The organism is Acidovorax sp. SRB_24 (assembly GCF_012931925.1).
Genome location: NZ_MWOM01000043.1, coordinates 15,198 through 34,929 on the forward strand (window position 1 = coordinate 15,198; position 19,732 = coordinate 34,929).

Genomic DNA, 19,732 nt, shown 5'->3' on the forward strand with positions numbered 1-19,732 from the left:
CTCAGACCTCCCTGTGTGAATCCACCGTTTTATTGGCCGGTGCCAACATGATGGTGCGGCGCTTGGCCATGCGCTCAGTCGCGCGAGTGCGGTCCTGTACCTCGCCTGCTAACTGTCCGCAGGCAGCATCGATGTCGTCACCCCGCGTTTTGCGTACTGTCGTCACGATCCCCGCATCGCTCAGCATCTTTGCGAATGCCGTTACGTGCTGCGGCGGCGAGCGATGCAAGCCTGACGCCGGAAAAGGATTGAAGGGGATCAGGTTGAACTTGCACCACACTCCTGTGCGCGCGTGCTTGCGTACCAGTTCAATCAACTGCACCGCATGTTCTGGCTGGTCGTTGACACCATCTAGCATGCAGTACTCAAAGGTAATGAAATCGCGCGGCGCATGCTCCAGGTAGCGATTGCAGGCATCGAGCAGTTCGTGCAGCGGATACTTGCGATTCAAAGGCACCAGGTTGTCGCGCAAGGCATCGTTGGGCGCATGCAAGGACACAGCCAATGCCACCGGGCAATCAAGTGCAAGGCGGTCCATGAAGGGGACGACGCCGGAAGTGGACACTGTCACCCGCCTGCGCGAGAGGCCATAGCCATGGTCGTCGAGCATCACGCGCAGCGCAGGCACCAGAGCGCCATAGTTCTGCAGCGGCTCACCCATGCCCATCATGACCACATTGGAGATCACTCGGTCGGTCGCTCCCAAACGGGCGCGCATCGAGTGCTCCGCAAACCACAGCTGCGCCAAAATCTCGCCCGTGGTCAAGTTGCGGCTGAAGCCCTGGTGGCCGGTGGAGCAAAACCTGCACCCTACCGCACACCCAGCTTGGGAGGACACACACAGCGTACCGCGGTCATCCTCGGGGATAAACACGGCTTCCACCGCATTGCCCGCTCCCACGTCAAACAGCCACTTGATCGTGCCGTCGGCAGAGCGGTGTTCGCTGAGAACAGGAAGGGCCTGCACCTGGGCGCAACCCACGAGTTTTTCACGCAACGATTTGGCCAAATCGCTCATCTGCGTGAAATCATGCGCGCCGCGCTGATGGATCCAGCGAAACAGCTGGGTTGCGCGAAAACGCTTTTCACCCAGCTGCTCACAAAAGGCAGCCAGGCCATCGAGGTCAAATTCTAAAAGATTGGTGGTCATGGCGTCCTACGGATGAGTCCGCTCCACCGGTGGTGCCCCCCGGCACACGGCAAGTCCGCTGCTGCGCGGAAGCCGGGCATGGGGAGCTCCATATCAGCGTGCGTAAATGTTCATGCCCGGGAAAAAGAACGAGATTTCCACCTGGGCGGTTTCGGGAGCGTCAGAACCGTGCACGGCATTGGCATCAATGCTGTCAGCGAAGTCTGCACGGATGGTGCCAGCTTCGGCCTTCTTGGGATCGGTCGCACCCATCAGCTCGCGGTTCTTCAGAATGGCATTTTCGCCTTCCAGTGCCTGGATCATGACGGGACCCGAGATCATGAATTCCACCAGATCCTTGAAGAAAGGACGCTCTTTGTGCACAGCGTAGAACTGCTCAGCTTCAAGGCGCGACAGATGGGCCATGCGGGCAGCCACCACCTTCAGGCCAGCCGCCTCAAAGCGAGCGTAGATCTGACCGATGACGTTCTTCGCGACAGCGTCGGGCTTGATGATGGAGAGAGTGCGTTCGATAGCCATTTGAATTCCTGGAAAATAAATTTATGGGGTCGTTCTGTCGCAAGGACAAAGCTTTTAATTCTAACCCGCACATTTCACCCTAGTCACAGGTCAACGACCGCTGCGCCGGCCACCGGACCCGCCACGTCCACCGGGCCCACCCTTACCGTCGCGACGCTGCTCCTGGCGTTGCCGCGAAAGGCTGTCCACGCCGATATACCCCACCGAGGTCTTCATCGGATCGGGCTGCGCCCCCATGGGCTGGCGCGCAGAGCCGGTCCCTGACTTGTCTGTGCGCGCCCCCGCGCCTTTGCCAAAGATGCGCGGAGCGCCGCCAGGGCGGTTGTTTTGTGCAGGCCTGCCGGGTCGACCGTTGCGCACTGCGCGCGCATCGCCCCGCTCTGCCGCTCCATCACCGGGTGCCGATTTAGCAGGGCGCTCGGCACCGGCGGCCTTCTGCAGCGCCTGGATGTCACGCTCATCGAGCTCCATCCACGCCCCGCGCTTGAGCCCGCGGGGAAGCATCATGGCACCGTAGCGGATGCGGATCAGCCGGCTGACGGCATGGCCCACCGCCTCCATCATGCGCCGCACCTCTCGGTTGCGCCCCTCGGAGATCGTTACGCGATACCAGCAGTTGGATCCTTCTCCTCCCCCATCTTCGATAGAGCCAAAAGACGCCACGCCATCATCGAGCTGCACGCCATCGAGCAGGCGCGTTTTTTCTTCGTTGCTCAAGGCGCCCAATACCCGCACGGCATATTCCCGCTCCAAGCCGAAGCGGGGATGCATGAGCTTGTTGGCCAACTCTCCAGAACTCGTGAACAGCAACAACCCTTCCGTATTGAGGTCCAGTCGCCCCACAGACTGCCACTTGCCCTGGACCAGACGCGGCAGCTTGCGAAACACCGTGGGGCGGTTCTGCGGATCGTCGTGCGTGACCACCTCGCCCACGGGCTTGTGGTAGGCGATCACCCGGGGCGGCGGCGGATCGATGCGGTAGCGAATGGGCTTGCCATTGACTTTGACTTGGTCGCCGTACTGCACCCGCTGTCCAATGTGGGCCGGTTCGCTGTTCACAGAGATGCGCCCCTCCAGGATGAGCTGCTCCATCTCCAGGCGTGAGCCAAGGCCCGCCTGTGCGAGAACCTTGTGCAGCTTGGGCGTTTCTACCTGGGGCAGCAACACCCGCTTGGCGGGAACGATCTCCTGGGACTCTTCATCTGCATCGAACTGACCCGATACGACATCGGCGAACTGGTACCCCGCCTTGACACCACGGTCTGCTGTCGCGACAGTCTGACGACGCTGGCCCTGGGGAATGCGTGCATCAGACGGCTTGCCGTGGCGCTCGCCAGCAGCAGACTGCATTGGCCCGTCGCTGTGCACAGATGTGTCTGCCTGGGGCTTGGTAGGGTGGTGTCCGGGCTTGGACTTTGGCTCTGGCGCAGAAACGGGGTCGCTACCACCCTCTGCCGGCACGGCAGCCTCTTCGGATGAAATGGCGTTGGTCATGAATCACTTTCTCGGATGCTGCCCAGAGCATCCACATTGTCTATAGAGAACCCCTGCCCCTCGTCGCTCGGGGCGAAGTCACATAATTCCGCGGACCTTTCGGCGGCCGCCTTATCTGCATGCTCCGCGACCACATCGGGCGGCGCATCGGTGCAGTCTGACTTTTTCGCGGGCTGGCCTGCCTCTTCGTGTTCCGGCAGCTCCAGCCCCTGCAGCAAGCTGGCCTGCACTCCGTGCTCTTCCAGGACGGGCAACTGGTCCAGCGACTGCAACCCCAGGTCGTCCAAAAACTGCCGCGTGGTCGCCAGCAATGCTGGCCGTCCCACCGTCTCGCGGTGCCCGATCACTTCCACCCAACCCCGCTCTTCGAGCTGCTTGACGATCAGGCTGTTGACCGCCACGCCCCGGATGTCTTCGATGTCGCCGCGTGTCACAGGCTGCCGGTAGGCAATGATGGCCAGTGTCTCCAGCGTCGCGCGGGAATAGCGCGGCGGCTTTTCCGGATGCAGACGATCCAGGTACAGCCGCATCTCGGGCCGGCTCTGGAAGCGCCACCCCGTGGCCACCTGAACCAGCTCCACACCGCGCTGCGCCCAATCCTGCTGCAACTCCATCAGCAAGCCCTTGAGCGTATCGGAGCCCAGCGCATCGTCGAACAACAGGCGCAGATCGCGCACCGCCACGGGCTGTGGGGTACAGATCAAGGCCGCTTCAAGGACCCGTTTGGCATCCACCGTATTCATGGTTCAGCGTTTCCGGAAAGAGTCCCGCTGTCGCAGCACAGAGCGTTGCCCCAACAGAAAGGATCAATCAATGGGATGGCTGTGCAAACATGGAGCACAGCGGCCTAGCGAGAATCCGCCGGCGGACGGGCACAGCTGGCCGTCAGATTTCATTGTAGCTTAGACCCCACTGTGCGAGCGCGCCTTGCATGTCTTCCGGCAAAGGCACCTTGAACTCCATTTCCATCCCCGATACAGGGTGCGCAAACGCCAGGCGAAATGCGTGCAAGGCCTGGCGCTGCATGCCTGCGGCGGGCGAGCCCCCATACAGTGCGTCGGCCACCAGCGGATGCCCTATCGATGCCATGTGCACGCGGATCTGGTGCGTACGTCCCGTGTGCAGCGTGCAGTGCACCAGGCACCCTGAATCGCCGCCCACGAGCAGCTCGACATCGGTCCTCGCCACCTTGCCGGCATGCAACGCCAGGTCCACCACCGCCATGCGCAAACGGTTGCGGGGGTCACGCCCTATGGGCGCGTTGACCGAGACGCGCGCCACACCCCGCCACGGGCGGTGCGCCAACGCCAGGTATTGGCGGCTGACCTCGCGTGCGGCAATCATGCGCACCAGCGCATCCATGGTCGAGCGGTTGCGTGCGACCACCATGAGGCCGCTGGTGTCCTTGTCGAGGCGGTGGACGATGCCCGCGCGCGGGACCTGCAGCGCCCTGGCATCGCGCGCCAGCAGGCCATTGAGCAGCGTTCCGCTCCAATGGCCCGGGGCCGGGTGCACCACCAGCCCCGCCGGCTTGTGGATCACCCACAGATGCGCGTCTTCGTAGACCACCTCGATGTCCATGGGCTCGGGCCGAAAGGCCTGGCTCTGTACCGTGGGGCGCATTTCCACGCACACGGCATCGCCTGCCTTGACGCGCTGCGCCGGCTTGGACACCGGCATGCCATTGAGGTGCACCGCGCCCAAAGCGAGCAATTGCTGCAAGTAGCTGCGCGAGAACTCGGGGACGGTATCGGCCAGGGCGCGGTCCAGGCGCTGCCCGTGCTGGTCCGCCCCCAGCGCAATGGCGCGCAGTTCGGGATCGGCCGTCTCGCCCAGATCGCCTTCGGCAAACTCGTCGGAGGGCGCCAGGGCATCGGTGTCCGCGCCCGGCACAGGAGCTGGCAGACGATGCGAGGAGGCGTTCACTCAGCGCGACGGCAGGTAGCGCGACGGATCCACCGGCTTGCCTTGGCGCCGAACCTCAAAGTGCAGCTTCACCCGATCGGCATCCGTGCTGCCCATTTCGGCAATTTTTTGTCCCCGGCGCACGGATTGGTCTTCCTTCACCAGCAGGGTCTGGTTGTGGGCGTAGGCCGTCAGGAAGGTGTTGTTGTGCTTGAGGATGATCAGGTTGCCGTAGCCGCGCAGGCCTGCGCCGGCATACACCACGCGCCCATCGGCTGCCGCCAGCACCGGGTCGCCTGCCTTGCCGGCGATGTCGTAGCCCTTGTTGCGCGCCTCGTCAAAGCCTGCCAGCAAGACCCCCGACGCCGGCCAGATGAAGCCGAGATCGTCGTCAGCGGCCGCAGCCGCTGGCGGCGCCGGGGTGATTGCCGGCGCCGGAGCGGCAGCAGCCACCGCCGCGGGCTTGGCCGCCCCGGCCTGCGTCTGCGTCTGCGGCGACACGGCAGAAGCCGTCACGGGGCGGGTGACCACGCCGCTGGCGTCCGGCACAGCAGCGGCCGCTGCCACCGTGGACGGAGGCACGACCCGCAGTACCTGGCCGACCTCGATCAGGTTCGCGTTCTCAAGGCTGTTCCAGCGGGCGACGTCTTTCCAGCTTTGCCCTGTTTCCAGGCCTATGCGAATCAGGGTATCCCCAGGCTTGACGGTGTAATAACCGGGCTTTCCGGCGTTTTCCGCCCCGGGCAAAACCTTTTCGGGGGCAGCCACCACCACGCCCGTGCCGGCCGCACGGCCGGCCGATGTGCCTCGGTCCTCCACAGGAGCTCCGGTCAACCGGGTGCCGCATCCGGCAAGCACCAGGCCTGCAAGCACCACAGACCCCCAAACCGCAACACCACGCGAAACGCTCATAAATAATTCCCTTCAGGCTATCCCCGATTTTAGGGGGACAAAATGAACCGGCTCCAACACAGTTTGTTTCAGCCCGTGCGCTGTTTTGTCGACCACGAGCAACATTTGCTGCCCGTCTGGCCGCGCAATGGGCGCGACCAAGCGCCCGCCCACTGCCAGCTGTTCACACCACTGAGTCGGGATGGAAGCGCCGCCAGCAGCCGCCACGATGCCGGCATACGGTGCGCCCTTGGCATAGCCGAGCATCCCGTCGCCAAACAGAAGGTGCACGTTGGCCAGCCGCAGAGGCCGCAGATTGGACCGTGCCTTTTCGTGCAGGCCGCGCAGGCGCTCGATGCTGTAGACCTCGCGCGCCAGCAGGCTCAGCACGGCCGCCTGGTAGCCACACCCCGTGCCGATCTCCAGCACCCGGCCCAGCGTCCCGCCGCGCGCGCCTTCGGCGTCCTGCAGCAGCTCGGCCATGCGCGCGACGATGCCCGGCTTGGAGATGGTCTGGCCCAGCCCGATGGGCAGGCTCATGTCTTCATAGGCCTGGTTGGCCAAGGCACTGTCGACAAAGCGATGCCGTTCGACACTGGCCATGGCCTGCAGCACCGTGGCGGCCTCGATACCCGCAGCGGCCAGGCGCCGTACCATGCGCGCGCGCACTGCGGCCGAATCGAGGCCCACTCCCAAGGCCATCGGCGGCGCCGCGGCGGGTGCCGCACGCGGGGCAGCGGCAGGGGTTTTGGCTGGCGCGCCTGCCCCCTGCGACGGCAGCGGCATGCGTGCTGGAAAACCAGGGCGGCGCTGCATCATGGCGCCTTGGTCTGGACAGAAGGAGCGGGCTCGCTCGCCACCATGCGTGCGGCCGTCTGCGCCCAGTAGCCCAGGTTCTGGTGGTCGGTCAGGTCGACCTTGAGCGGCGTGACCGCCACATGGCCCTGCGCTGTGGCATGGAAATCCGTGCCTTCGGCATCGTCCTTGGCGGGGCCGGCCGCGCCGATCCAGTACATGGTGTCGCCGCGCGGGCTTTCCTGCACGATCACGCGCTCGGCCGCATGGCGCCGCCCCAGGCGGCACAGCTTCAGCGGTTTGAGCGCGGCCAGCGGCATGTTCGGAATATTGATGTTGAGCAGCCAGGGCGCTTCGCCCACGATGCGTCTGGACTGCATCTGCTCGACGATTTCGCGCGCCTTCTGTGCCGCAGCGTCGATTTCGCCCCAGCCCTTGTCCACCTGCGAGAACGCAATGGCCGGGATGCCGAACAGATAGCCCTCCATGGCCGCGCCCACCGTGCCGGAGTAGATGGTGTCGTCGCCCATGTTGGCGCCGTTGTTGATGCCCGAAATCACCAGGTCGGGCCGGTAGCCCAGCAGGCCGGTCAACGCGATGTGCACGCAGTCGGCCGGCGTGCCATTGACGTAGCGAAAACCGTTCGGCGCCGTGTGGACGTACAGCGGCGAATGCAGGGTCAGGGCGTTGGACTTGGCGCTGTTGTTGTGCTCGGGCGCGACCACTTCCACATCGGCCACAGACGCCAGCGCCGCATGGAGCGCCACGATGCCGGGCGCCTGGAAACCGTCGTCGTTCGAAATCAAAATCTTCATGGTGCGGGGGCGAGTTGCCAGCGATTGTAGGCGTGCACCTACATGCGCCAGCGCCGTCGCTGCAGGGACACGGCGGGCGGGTGCGCCCACCTATCATGAAGCCCCATCCCAACGACCGGAGACCGCCCTCATGCACGCATGGCTTTGCACCCAACCCACAGGCGTCGAGGCCCTGGCCTGGACCGAACTGCCCACCCCCACGCCCGGCGCCGGGCAGGTGCTCGTCGAGATCAAGGCCGCCAGCCTGAATTTTCCCGACCTGCTGATCGTGCAGAACAAGTACCAGATCAAGCCCCCGCTGCCCTTCGTTCCCGGCTCGGAGTACGCGGGCGTGGTGCAGGCCGTGGGCGAAGGCGTGACGCACCTGCGCGTCGGGCAAAGCGTGGCCTGCCTGTCGGGCACGGGCGGCTTTGGCACCCATGCGCTGGCACCGGCGGCGCTGTGCATGCCGCTGCCGCCCGGGTTCTCGCATGTGGACGCGGCCGCTTTCATCATGATCTACGCCACCTCGCACCACGCGCTGGTCGACCGCGCGCAGCTCAGGGCGGGCGAGACCGTCCTGGTGCTGGGCGCTGCCGGCGGCGTGGGCACGGCGGCCATCCAGATCGCCAAGGCCCTGGGCGCGACCGTGATCGCGGCGGCCTCCAGCGATGAAAAGTGCGCGCTGTGCACCTCCATTGGCGCCGATGCCACCATCAACTACAGCCGCGAAGACCTGCGCGAAGCGCTCAAGCGCCTGACCGGCGGCAAGGGCCCGGACGTGGTCTACGACCCCGTGGGCGGCGACTTCACCGAGCCGGCCTTCCGCTCGATCGCCTGGCGCGGGCGCTACCTCGTGGTGGGCTTTGCCTCGGGCCCGATTCCGGCGCTGCCGCTGAACCTGCCGCTGCTCAAGGGCGCCTCCGTCGTGGGCGTGTTCTGGGGCGAATTCGCCAGGCGCGAGCCCCAGGCCAATGCCGCCATGATGAACGCCCTCGCCCAGTGGTACGCCCAGGGCAAGATCAAGCCCGTGATCGACCGCACCATGCCGATGGCCGAACTGCCCGCTGCCTACGCGCACATGGGCTCGCGCGCCGTCCGAGGCAAGCTCGTCATGGTGAATTGACCGAGGCCTGCCCCCGGCCACAGCGGCCCACCGGCGCATGTCGTCGGTGGGCCGTTTTTATGGGGCCGTTTCTTTGGGCCTGCCGCTGTTCAAGCCAGCGCGCCTCTGTCAGACTCGGCGCTCTTTCACTCCCTGACTTCCCAGTAGCTGCCCATGGCGGAACGACTTCCCTCGGACATTGCGCGTGAAACCCTCAAGCAGCTCGCCGCGCGCAGGCTGGCGCCCACCCCCCTCAACTACCAGGCGCTGTACGAGGAAATCGCCGGCAGCCGCACCGCACAGCCCTTTCCGGAAGGGGCGCTGCGGCACATCCTGCGCGTCATCCCGGCCCAGACGCCGGGCCAAAGGCGCCTGCTCGACCTGTTCGAGGCCGCCGTGGCCCAGCACGATTGGCCGGCGCTGCAAAGCGTGCTGGTCGGGTACGCCAACCTGGGGCTGAACCCCGCCGTCGCAGCGGCAGAGCCCGCCGATGCACCCGCCCCCGTGTACGTCCTGCCCGAGGACCTGGCCGAGCAGTTCGCCCGCGTGGTGGAAAACACGCTGCCCGCGCTCGACAGCGACGACGCACGCGTGCACCTGCTGGGCGAGCAGCTGGTGCAGTTCCTGCGCCAGCCCGGGCCGCCAGCGAGCACGCTGCAGCTGATGCTGGCCAACTTCAGCTACCGCCTGTCGTTTGCCACCGAAGACCAGGCTGCCATCCGCGCCATGCTGCTGGAGCTGCTGCACATGGTGTTTGGCAACATCGCCGCGCTCAGCCTGGACGAGTGCTGGCTGCACGGCCAGGCCCAGGCGCTGATGGACGCCACCCGCCAGCCCCTCACGCTGCGCCGGCTCGACGACGTGCAGCGGCGCCTCAAAGATGTGATCTTCAAGCAGACAGAGGCCAAGGGCCGTCTGATCGAAGCGCAAGACCAGATGAAGGCGCTGCTGTCGGGCTTCATTGCGCGACTGTCGGCCATGGTGCAGGCCAGCAGTAGCTACCACGACAGCATGGAGCGCTGCGCCGAGCAGATCGCCCAAGCCAGCCGCTTCGAGGACATCGCCCCGCTGCTCCAGGACCTCATGGTCGCCACGCGCGCCATGGCGCTCGACAGCCGCCTGGCCCACGATGAACTGATCGATCTGCGCGAACGCACCCAGCAAAAGCACGCCGAACTCGAGCGCCTGCAAAGCCAGCTCGACCAGGTCAGCGCCCAGGCGCGGCACGATCCGCTCACCGGAGCTCTCAACCGCAAGGGGCTCGACGAGGTGATCGAGCGCGAAATGGCCCGCACCCGCCGCACCGGCGCGCCGCTGTGCCTGGTGCTGCTGGACGTGGACAACTTCAAGCAGATCAACGACCAGGCCGGCCACGCCGGCGGCGACGCAGCGCTGTTGCACCTGGCCGACGTGGTGCGGGCCGTCATGCGCCCGCAGGACATGCTGGCGCGCTACGGCGGCGAAGAATTCGTGCTCGTGCTGCCGGACACCGTGCTGGCGCAGGGCGTGGACGCCGTGCAGCGCCTGCAGCGTGCGCTGACCACGCGCTTCTTCCTCCACAACAACGAAAAATTGCTCATCACCTTCAGCGCGGGCGTGGCCCAGATCGGCGAGGCCGAAACCAGCGCCGACGTCATCCGCCGCGCCGACCAGGGCATGTACCTGGCCAAGCGCTCGGGCAAGAACCGTGTCATGGCAGGTTGAGCGGCGCAACACCTCCCCTGCCAGCTTTTGCCTTCACACACCATGTCCACCCAACTTGCTCGCCGCCAGTTGCTGCAACAGGCCGGCGCCGCCGCAGTCGCCAGCATGCTGCCGCGCTGGACCTGGGCCGGCGAGACGCTGCGCCACGACCCGTTTGCCCTGGGCGTGGCCAGCGGCGACCCGATGCCCGACGGCGTCGTGCTGTGGACGCGCCTGCTGCCCGCCGACCCTGGCACGGCCAGCGGCCCGCTCACCGTGCACTGGGAGCTGGCCGACGACGCCGGCTTTCGCCGCATCGTGCAGCGCGGCCAGGCCACGGCGCTGCCCGAACTCGCGCACAGCGTGCACGTCGAGCTACGGGGTTTGGCGCCCGGACGCTGGTACCACTACCGCTTCCTCCATGGTGATGCCGTGAGCCCCACGGGGCGCACGCGCACCGCGCCGGCCCACGACCAGATGGACGCCCACCTGCGCCTGGCCTGGGCCTCGTGCCAGCGCTGGGAGCACGGCCACTACGCCGCCTGGCAGCACCTGGCGAGCGACGCACCCGACTTGGTGCTGTTCCTGGGCGACTACATCTACGAATACGCCACGCCCAAAGACACCAGCGGCCTGGCGCGCGTGCACGGCCTGCGCCACGCGCGCACCCTGGCGGACTTCCGCGACCGCTACGCCCTGCACAAGAGCGACCCGCAGCTGCAGGCCGCGCATGCCGCCTGCCCCTGGGCCGTGACCTGGGACGACCACGAGTTGCAGAACGACTACGCCGGCGGCCAGGGCCAGGACGAGAGCGCCACCTTCCTGGCGCTGCGCGATGCCGCCTGGCAGGCGTTCTACGAGCACATGCCGCTGCGCGCGGCCAGCATGGCGCAGGGCTTTGGCGCGCTGCAGGTCTACCGCCACCAGCCCTGGGGGCGGCTGGCCCGGCTGCACCTGCTCGACGGCCGCCAGGGGCGCAGCTGGCAGGCCTGCCGCCGCTCCGGCACCAGCGGCGCCGGCGCTGTGCGCCCCGACAACTGCGCCGAGCGTGCCAACCCCGCGCGCAGCCTGCTCGGCGCCGCGCAGGAGCGCTGGCTGGACCAGGGCTTGGCCAGCGACGCCGGCACGCAGCAGCGCTGGAGCGTGCTGGCGCAGCAGACGCTGTTTGCGCCGCGCCGCTACCCCTCGGGCGTGCGCTCCACCGACACCTGGGACGGCTACCCCGCCGCGCGCACGCGCCTGCTGCAGTCCATCGCCGGCCACGCGCCCCGCAACACCGTGCTGCTGGGCGGCGACATCCACCAGAACTATGTCTGCCGCGTGCTCGCCGACGCCGAGCGGCCCGACGCGCCGGTGCTGGCCAGTGAGTTCTGCGGCACCTCGATCAGCTCGCGCGCCGGCACCACGCAGGACAAGGTCGATGCCATCGCGCGCCACAACCCCCATGTGCTGCTGGCGCGCTGCGACCTGCGCGGCTACGGCCTGGCCGACATCACGCCCACGCGCTGGACCACCGAGCTGCGCACGGTCGACGACCCGCTGCGCGCCGACAGCGGCATCGCCACCCTGGCGCGCTTTGTGGTCGAGGATGGCCGGCCCGGGCCGCAGCGCATCTAGCCATCAAAAACCATAGCTGCATGCGCAGTACCTATCTGCGTTTCAGGCCATTTCCATGCCATAACCATGGCGTGGCAAGCGCAGGCAGCTCCTGATACGAGAGCACCCTGCACGGCTGCAGTACCATGGCCACCGACGGTTTTGCCGGAGACACGCCATCCGCCCCCTCTACACCCTTTGGTGCGCCCTGCTGCTGGCCGGCTGCACCCTGCCGCCGCTGCAGGGCCGTCCCGCTTCCACGGCCCTCGGCGTGGAACAGGCCGCACAGACCCGCCTGGGCCAGGCCATCGCGCCGCAGCTGCTGCTGCACCCGGACCGCAGCGGCATCCTGCCCCTGGCCGACCCGCTCGAAGCCTTTGCCGCGCGCATGCTGCTGGCGCGCAGCGCCGAGCGCAGCCTGGACGTGCAGTACTACATCTGGCGCGGCGACCAGACCGGCACGCTGCTGCTGCAGGCACTGGTGGCCGCCGCCGACCGGGGCGTGCGTGTGCGCCTGCTGCTCGACGACGGCGGCACCGCGGGGCTCGACGGCCTGCTGGCGGCGCTCGCGCTGCATCCGCGCATCGAGGTGCGGCTGTTCAACCCGTTCGTGCTGCGCTGGCCCAAGGCGCTGGGCTACCTGACCGACTTTGAGCGCACCAACCGGCGCATGCACAACAAGTCGTTCACGGCAGACAGCCAGGCCACCATCGTCGGCGGCCGCAACGTCGGAGACGAATACTTCGGCGCCACCGACGGCGTGCTGTTCAGCGACATCGACGTGCTCGCCGTGGGCCCGGTCGTGCCCGAGGTGGCGCAAGATTTCGACCGCTACTGGGCCAGCGCCTCGGCCTACCCGGCGCAGTCCATCCTGCCGGCCGTGGGGGCGGCCGAGCTGCAGGCGCTCGGCGCCGAGGCCGCGCGCATCGCAGAGTCCGGATCGGCGCGCGCCTACACCGAGGCCGTGCGCGACACGCCTTTCATCCAGGCGCTGCTGCAAGGGCAGCTGCAGATGCAGTGGGCGCAGACCACGCTGGTCAGCGACGACCCCGCCAAGGGCCTGGCCCAGGCGCAGCGCGACGGGCTGCTGGTCACCCAGCTGCACGATGTGCTGGGCACGCCGCAGCGCTCGGTGGCGCTGGTCTCGCCCTACTTCGTGCCCACCGCGGCCGGCGTGCGAGCGCTCGCACGCCTGCGCGAAAACGGCATCCGGGTGCGCGTGATGACCAATGCCTACGAGGCGACCGACGTGCCGCTGGTGCATGCCGGCTACGCGCAGTACCGCCAGGCGCTGCTGCGGCACGGCGTGGAGCTCTATGAAATGCAGCGCCTGGCACCGCCGCCCCCCACAGGCGCGCGCCGCAACCCGCTGGGCAGCTCGGGCTCGAGCCTGCACGCCAAGACCTTTGCGGTCGACAGCGCGCGCGCCTTTGTGGGTTCGTTCAATTTCGATCCGCGCTCGGCCCGGCTCAACACCGAGCTGGGCCTGGTCATCGACAGCCCCGCCCTTGCGCGCCAGATCGAGCGGGCATTTGATGTGCAGATCCCGCGCCACTCCTACCGCGTGCAGCTGTCGGCCGACGGGGCGCTGCAGTGGCGGGAAGCCCCGGCGGCCCCCGGGGCGCCGCCGACGGTCCACACCGTCGAACCGGGCAGCAGCTGGCTGAGCCGCTGGGGCCTGCGCGCGCTGGCGCTGCTGCCGATCGAGTGGCTTCTCTAGGTCCTCTGCTGCGGCACAAAACAGGGGAAATCGGCCGCAAACGCAATGTACGTCAGCGGACTCAGCTATGGATATATGAGCTCGGCTGCGCGCTGGCGGGCCATCTTTGCGCGTACCATCCACGTTCCGCAGGCCACCCGGGCCTTGCACGCAACGCCCTTCACCATGACCGACCCCACCGCACCGCCCTTCCCCGCCACGCAGCGCGCCGGCTTCAGCTCGGGTTTTGGCGTGCTCGCCGCCACCCTGGGCTCGGCCGTGGGCCTGGGCAACATCTGGAAGTTTCCGTCGCTCACCGGCGCCAATGGCGGCGCGGGCTTCCTGCTGGTGTACCTGCTGGCCACCTTGCTGATCGGCCTTCCGGTGATGATGGCCGAGATCGCCATCGGGCGCCAGGCGCGCGCCAACCCGATCACGGCCCTGGTGGCGCTGTCGCCCCGGCGCCAGCCTTGGTGGCTGATTGGCGTGGCCGGCATGGTGGCGGCTTTTTTGATTTCGTCGTTCTATTCCGAGGTCGTGGCGTGGGTGTTTGCCTACGTCGCCAAGGCGCTGCGCGGCAGCCTGCTCAGCAGCGACCCGGCCGTGACTGAAGCGGCGTTCCAGGCGCTGATCACCGACCCGGTGCAGTCGCTGCTGTGGCAGTGGGGCGTGCTGGCGTTCATTGGCGGTATCTTGCTGCTGGGCGTGACCAAGGGCATCGAGGCGATCACCAAAAAGCTCATGCCGCTGCTGTTCGTGCTGTTGCTGCTGCTGTGCGCCTTCAGCCTGACGCTCGACGGGGCGGCACAGGGGCTGGCCTTCCTGTTCCTGCCCGACTGGGGCAAGATCACCGCGCCCGTGGTGCTCACGGCCATGGGGCTGGCGTTCTTCAAGCTGTCGATCGGCATGGGCACGATGATGACCTATGGCAGCTACTTCGGTAACGACCAGAACATCCCGGCAACGGCCACGCGCGTCATGGCGGCCGACCTGTGCGTGTCGATGCTCGCGGGCATCGCGATCTTTCCGGCGGTGTTCACCTTCGGCTTCGCGCCTTCGGCCGGGCCGTCGCTGGTCTTCATCACCATTCCCGCGGTGTTTGCGCAGATGCCGTTTGGCCAGGTGCTGATGGCGGCCTTCTTCGTGCTCACGGCGGTTGCGGCCACCGGCGCCATGCTGTCGCTGATGGAAGTGCCGGTGGTGACGCTGCACGAGCGCTGGGGCCTGTCGCGCCCGCGCGCCACCGTGCTGACGCTTGTGCTGCTGATGGTGGTGGGCGCAGGCTGCGCGCTCAGCCAGAGCACGCTGGCCGGCTTCCAGCCCGGCGGGCGCACGCTGTTCAACTGGGCCGACTATGTCTCCTCCAACCTCCTGCTGCCGCTGGGCGGCATCTTCATCGCGCTGTTCGCCGGCTGGGCATGGGGCGCGGACAATTTCCGCCGCGCCCTGTCCAACCAGGGCACGCTGCACAACGGCGCGCTGGCGCGTGCCATCGTCTGGGTGCTGCGCTGGGTCTCGCCGCCGCTGATCCTGGCGGTGATGCTGCGTGGCCTGGACCTGATCTAGCGCCAACCTAGGCCGCGGCGCCCTGCTGCGCCAGGCCCAGGCGCAGGTCGTTGCCGCTCGGGCTTTGGTACAGGCGCAGGCCGAACTCGGGCAGGATCGCCAGCAGGTGGTCGAAGATGTCGCCCTGCGTGCCTTCGTAGGCCACCCAGGCCGTGTTGGCAGTGAAGCAGTACAGCTCCAGCGGCACGCCTTCGGGCGTGGGTTCGAGCGTGCGCACCATCAGCGTCATGCCCTGGTGGATGCCCGGGTGGGCGCGCAGGTAGGCCTCGACATAGGCGCGCAGCGTGCCGATGTTGGTCAGGCGCCGCTGGTTGGCCAGCAGCTCGGCCTTGTCGCCGAGCGCGGCGCGCGCCTGCGTGTTGGCCGCCTCCACCGCCACGCTCTTGGCGGCCATGTACGGTTTGAGCAGCTCGAACTGCGCAAAGCGCGCCATCTCGCGCTCGTCGAGAAAGCGCACCGAGCTGGCATCGAGCCGCAGCGTGCGCTTGATGCGCCGCCCGCCCGCCTCGCTCATGCCGCGCCAGTTCTTGTAGCTCTCGCTCATCAGCCGCCAGGTGGGGATGGTGGTGATGGTCTTGTCCCAGTTCTGCACCTTGATGGTGTGCAGCGCCATGTCGACCACATCGCCATCGGCGCCGACCTGCGGCATCTCGATCCAGTCGCCCAGGCGCAGCATGTCGTTGGACGTCAGCAGCACGCCGGCAGTGAACGACAGGATGGTGTCCTTGAACACCAGCATCAGCACCGCCGACATCGCGCCCAGGCCCGAGAGCACGATCAGCGGCGAGCGGTCCATCAGCGACGCCACCGTGACCACCGCGCCTGCGAGCATCAGCACCAGCTTGCCCAGCTGCACATAGCTCTTGATCGAACGCGCCTTGTGCGCCGCCGCCTGCGCGCCCTCGTGGCGCCCGCCCTGCTGCTGCAGTTGCAGCATGGCGTCGAGCATCGCCATCAGGGCGCGCACCACCTGCAGCGCCATGAAGGCCATGGCCACGTTGCCGACCACGGTGGCAAAGGTGGCGTCCAGGTGCGGCACACGCTCCACCCCCAGCTGCACCACCAGCGACGGCAGCACGCGCGCCATGCGGCGCAGCACGTCGTCGTGCAAGAGCACATCGGTGGGCCACGACCGTGCACGCGTACGCACGCGCCGCAGCAGGGGCAGGAACAGCAGCAGCGCCAGGCCGCGTGCGGCCATCGCCACCAACAAGAGCAGCGCCAGCCCGGCCACGGCCTGCACCCAGGGTTCGGCTTGCGCCAGGAAGTCAATGTGCAATGGAGTCGCCTCTGGAATTCAAAAAGGGGGTCAGACCCGGGCCGGGCGGCCGGGTTCCACCCGCGGCCCAGTGCGCCGCCACCGTTTTGAATGAAAACAGCCTGCAGCGTTTGCACAGCAAGCGCTGGCAGCTATCAATTCAATAGTTCAGACGTCGATGGCCGCTGCCGAGCCGGCCTGCTTGCGCAGCTCGAACTTCTGGATCTTGCCCGTGGCGGTCTTGGCGATGGGGCCGAAGACCACGGCGCGCGGCACCTTGAAGCCGGCCAGGTGCGCCTTGCAGTGCGCGACGATCTCCTGGGCCGTGGTGCTGGCGCCGGCTTTGAGCTCGACGAAGGCGCAGGGCGTCTCGCCCCACTTCGGGTCGGGCTTGGCGACCACGGCGGCGGCCAGCACGTCGGGGTGGCGGTAGAGCACGTCCTCGACTTCGATGGACGAGATGTTCTCGCCGCCCGAGATGATGATGTCCTTGCTGCGGTCCTTGATCTTGATGTAGCCGTCGGGGTACTGCACGGCCAGGTCGCCACTGTGGAACCAGCCGCCCCGGAACGCCTCGTCGGTCGCCTGCGGGTTCTTCAAGTACCCCTTCATGGCGATGTTGCCGCGGAACATGATCTCGCCCATGGTCTCGCCGTCGTGCGGCACCGGCGCCAGCGTCTCGGGGTCGCGCACGCTGGCGGCCCGCTGCAGGTGGTAGCGCACGCCCTGGCGCGCATTGAGGCGCGCGCGCTCGCCGATGTCGAGTTGCTCCCAGGCCTCGTGCTGGGCGCAGACGGTGGCGGGGCCGTAGACCTCGGTCAGGCCATAGACATGGGTCAGGTCGAAACCCATCGTTTCCATGCCCTCGATCATCGACGCGGGCGGCGCGGCGCCGGCCACCATGGCCTTGACGCCTGCGGGCAGGCCGGCCTTCATCGCGGCCGGCGCGTTGACCAGCAGGCCGTGCACGATGGGCGCGCCGCAGTAGTGCGTGACGCCGTGGTCGCGGATCGCGTCAAAGATGGCCTGCGCCTCTACGCGGCGCAGGCACACGTTGACGCCGGCGCGCGCCGCCACCGTCCACGGAAAGCACCAGCCGTTGCAGTGGAACATCGGCAGCGTCCACAGGTAGACGGCGTGCTTGGGCATGTCCCACTCCAGCACGTTGCTGATGGCGTTGAGCGCCGCGCCGCGGTGGTGGTAGACGACGCCCTTGGGGTTGCCGGTGGTGCCTGAGGTGTAGTTGAGCGCGATCGCATCCCACTCGTCGCCCGGCATCTGCCAGTCGAACTGCGCGTCGCCGCTGGCCAGGAACTCTTCATAGCCGGTGCCGCCGAGCGGCTGCGCGGCCGGGCCATACAGGGCGTCGCTCACCTCGATGACCCGGATCGGCGCCGTGCCGCTGCGCAGCGCCAGCGCGCGGGCCATGGTCGCCGCAAATTCGGGGTCGACGATGACGGCCTTGGCCTCGCCATGGTCGAGCATGAAGGCGATGGCCTCGGGGTCGAGCCGGGTGTTGAGCGCGTTGAGCACCGCGCCGGCCATGGGCACGCCAAAGTGCGCCTCGACCATGGGCGGGGTGTTGGGCAGCATCACGGCGACGGTGTCGTTCTTGCCAATGCCGCTGCGCTGCAGCGCGCTGGCCAGTTGGCGCGCGCGCGCATAGGTCTGGCCCCAGGTCTGGCGCAGGCTGCCGTGCACGATGGCCAGGCGCTCGGGGTAGACCTCTGCGGTGCGCTCGATGAAGTCCAGCGGCGACAGCGCCGCGTGGTTGGCACGGGTGCGGGGCAGGTGCTGGTCGTAGATGCTGCTCATGGTTTTGCGTCCTTGCGAAGCTGAAAATAGGCCTGCCGCATTACAGCAGGCCCCACTGACGTGGCGCTGAAAAACCGCAATGGGCGAAAATGCGGCCGTGTCCATTCCCCAATCATTCATCCAGGAGCTGATCGCACGCGTCGACGTGGTCGAAATCGTCGGCCGCTATGTCCAGCTCAAGAAGGGCGGCGCCAACTACATGGGACTGTGCCCGTTCCACGGCGAAAAGTCCCCTTCCTTCAGCGTGAGCCCCAGCAAGCAGTTCTACCACTGCTTTGGCTGCGGCAAGAACGGCAACGCCATCGGCTTCCTGATGGACCACGCCGGCATGACCTTCCCCGAGGCCGTCAAGGACCTGGCCCAGCAAACCGGCCTGCAGGTGCCCGAGGACGATCTTTCGCCGCAGGAGCGCGAGCGCGCCGCGGCCCAGCGGCAAAAGCAGGCCACGCTGACCGACGTTCTCGAGAAGGCCGGCGACGCCTTCCGCCAGCAGCTGCGCGGCTCGCAGCGCGCCATCGCCTACCTCAAGGGCCGGGGCGTCTCGGGCGCCATCGCCAAGCGCTACGGCCTGGGCTACGCGCCCGAGGGCTGGCATGGCTTGGCGAGCGTGTTCGCGCACTACGACGACCCACTGCTCGCCGAGAGCGGCCTGGTCATCGTCAACGACGAGAACGCCGACGATGTGCGCCGCTACGACCGCTTCCGCGACCGGCTGATGTTCCCGATCCGCAACGTCAAGGGCGAGTGCATCGGCTTTGGCGGGCGCGTGCTCGGCGACGACAAGCCCAAATACCTCAATTCGCCCGAAACGCCGGTGTTCCACAAGGGCCGCGAGCTCTACGGCCTGTTCGAGGCGCGCACCGCGATCCGCGAACAGGGCTGCGCGCTGGTCACCGAGGGCTACATGGACGTGGTGGCGCTGGCGCAGTTGGGCTTTCCGAACGCGGTGGCCACGCTGGGCACGGCCTGCACGCCCGAGCATGTGCAAAAGCTGTTCCGCTTCACCGACACCGTGGTATTCAGCTTCGACGGCGACAGCGCCGGCCGGCGTGCCGCGCGCAAGGCGCTCGAAGGCGCCCTGCCCTACGCCAGCGACACGCGCAGCATCAAGTTCCTGTTCCTGCCGGCCGAGCACGACCCCGACAGCTTCGTGCGCGCCCACGGCAGCGAGGCGTTTGCGCGTCACATCGGCGACGCGCTGCCGCTGAGCCGCTTCCTGGTCGATGCCGCCAGCGAACAGTGCGACCTGGGCACGCCCGAGGGACGCGCCCACATGGCCAGCAACGCGCGGCAGCTGTGGGAGCCGCTGCCCGATGGCGTGCTCAAGCGCCAGCTGCTGGGCGAGCTGGCCGCCCTGGCCCAGCTCGATGCGCGCGACCTCTCGGAAGTCTGGAGCCAGGCCAGCGCACGCGACGCGGCCCGCGGCCAGGGCAGCGCGCGCGCGCCGGCACCGCGCGACGCC

General features: G+C 67.6%; 16 protein-coding genes. 6 read left to right on the forward strand and 10 right to left on the reverse strand.

All coding sequences use genetic code 11. The features are described 5' to 3' along the window. Position 1: 1 nt before the first annotated feature. From rlmN to surE, 8 genes are all read right to left on the reverse strand, one after another. Positions 2–1,150: a 23S rRNA (adenine(2503)-C(2))-methyltransferase RlmN gene (rlmN, locus tag B2J89_RS14430; protein ID WP_169169761.1), complete on the reverse strand. Its 1,149-nt coding sequence runs from the start codon at positions 1,148–1,150 to the stop codon at positions 2–4. A 93-nt stretch (positions 1,151–1,243) separates the two neighbouring features. After that, positions 1,244–1,669 (reverse strand): nucleoside-diphosphate kinase, encoded by a 426-nt coding sequence (gene ndk, locus B2J89_RS14435; RefSeq protein WP_169169762.1) that lies wholly within the window; start codon positions 1,667–1,669, stop codon positions 1,244–1,246. Positions 1,670–1,759: 90 nt separating this feature from the next. Beyond that, positions 1,760–3,163, reverse strand: coding sequence for a pseudouridine synthase (locus tag B2J89_RS14440; protein ID WP_169169763.1), 1,404 nt, complete (start codon positions 3,161–3,163; stop codon positions 1,760–1,762). Continuing rightward, positions 3,160–3,906, reverse strand: coding sequence for an SMC-Scp complex subunit ScpB (gene scpB / locus B2J89_RS14445; RefSeq protein WP_240965034.1), 747 nt, complete (start codon positions 3,904–3,906; stop codon positions 3,160–3,162). The genes B2J89_RS14440 and scpB overlap by 4 nt, the downstream gene beginning before the upstream one ends. Before the next feature lie 142 nt (positions 3,907–4,048). After that, entirely contained in the window at positions 4,049–5,032 is a 984-nt protein-coding gene (locus B2J89_RS14450; RefSeq protein WP_240965036.1) for an RluA family pseudouridine synthase, read from the reverse strand. A 57-nt stretch (positions 5,033–5,089) separates the two neighbouring features. Continuing rightward, a complete protein-coding gene (locus tag B2J89_RS14455) occupies positions 5,090–5,980 on the reverse strand; it encodes a peptidoglycan DD-metalloendopeptidase family protein (protein ID WP_169169765.1) in 891 nt (296 codons plus the stop codon). 12 nt (positions 5,981–5,992) lie between these two features. Further along, on the reverse strand, positions 5,993–6,775 hold the full coding sequence (locus tag B2J89_RS14460) for a protein-L-isoaspartate(D-aspartate) O-methyltransferase (protein ID WP_169169766.1): 783 nt from the start codon (positions 6,773–6,775) through the stop codon (positions 5,993–5,995). Beyond that, positions 6,775–7,569, reverse strand: a complete 795-nt coding sequence (gene surE / locus B2J89_RS14465; RefSeq protein WP_169169767.1) for a 5'/3'-nucleotidase SurE — start codon at positions 7,567–7,569, stop codon at positions 6,775–6,777. Before surE ends, B2J89_RS14460 begins: the two co-directional genes overlap by 1 nt. Before the next feature lie 130 nt (positions 7,570–7,699). Here surE and B2J89_RS14470 point away from each other — a divergent pair, with 130 nt between their 5' ends. The 5 genes from B2J89_RS14470 (at position 7,700) to B2J89_RS14490 (ending at position 15,197) form a co-directional block, all read left to right on the forward strand. Continuing rightward, entirely contained in the window at positions 7,700–8,674 is a 975-nt protein-coding gene (locus B2J89_RS14470) for an NADPH:quinone oxidoreductase family protein (RefSeq protein ID WP_169169768.1), read from the forward strand. A gap of 153 nt (positions 8,675–8,827) precedes the next feature. Next, on the forward strand, positions 8,828–10,357 hold the full coding sequence (locus B2J89_RS14475; RefSeq protein WP_169169769.1) for a diguanylate cyclase: 1,530 nt from the start codon (positions 8,828–8,830) through the stop codon (positions 10,355–10,357). A gap of 42 nt (positions 10,358–10,399) precedes the next feature. Beyond that, entirely contained in the window at positions 10,400–11,953 is a 1,554-nt protein-coding gene (locus tag B2J89_RS14480; protein WP_169169770.1) for an alkaline phosphatase, read from the forward strand. A gap of 115 nt (positions 11,954–12,068) precedes the next feature. After that, positions 12,069–13,652 (forward strand): phospholipase D family protein, encoded by a 1,584-nt coding sequence (locus tag B2J89_RS14485; protein WP_371809077.1) that lies wholly within the window; start codon positions 12,069–12,071, stop codon positions 13,650–13,652. A gap of 165 nt (positions 13,653–13,817) precedes the next feature. Then, positions 13,818–15,197, forward strand: a complete 1,380-nt coding sequence (locus B2J89_RS14490) for a sodium-dependent transporter (RefSeq protein ID WP_169169771.1) — start codon at positions 13,818–13,820, stop codon at positions 15,195–15,197. A 7-nt stretch (positions 15,198–15,204) separates the two neighbouring features. Here the strand turns inward: B2J89_RS14490 and B2J89_RS14495 are convergent, their stop codons facing one another. Further along, complete coding sequence (locus tag B2J89_RS14495; protein ID WP_371809078.1) at positions 15,205–16,440, reverse strand: mechanosensitive ion channel family protein; 1,236 nt, start codon at positions 16,438–16,440, stop codon at positions 15,205–15,207. Between the two features lie 183 nt (positions 16,441–16,623). Then, positions 16,624–18,270 carry an acyl-CoA synthetase gene (locus B2J89_RS14500; protein WP_169169772.1) on the reverse strand — a complete coding sequence of 549 codons (1,647 nt, stop codon included), beginning with the start codon at positions 18,268–18,270 and terminating at the stop codon, positions 16,624–16,626. 97 nt (positions 18,271–18,367) lie between these two features. Here B2J89_RS14500 and dnaG point away from each other — a divergent pair. Next, a partial coding sequence (dnaG, locus tag B2J89_RS14505) for a DNA primase (protein WP_371809076.1) occupies positions 18,368–19,732 on the forward strand: 1,365 nt, incomplete at its 3' end.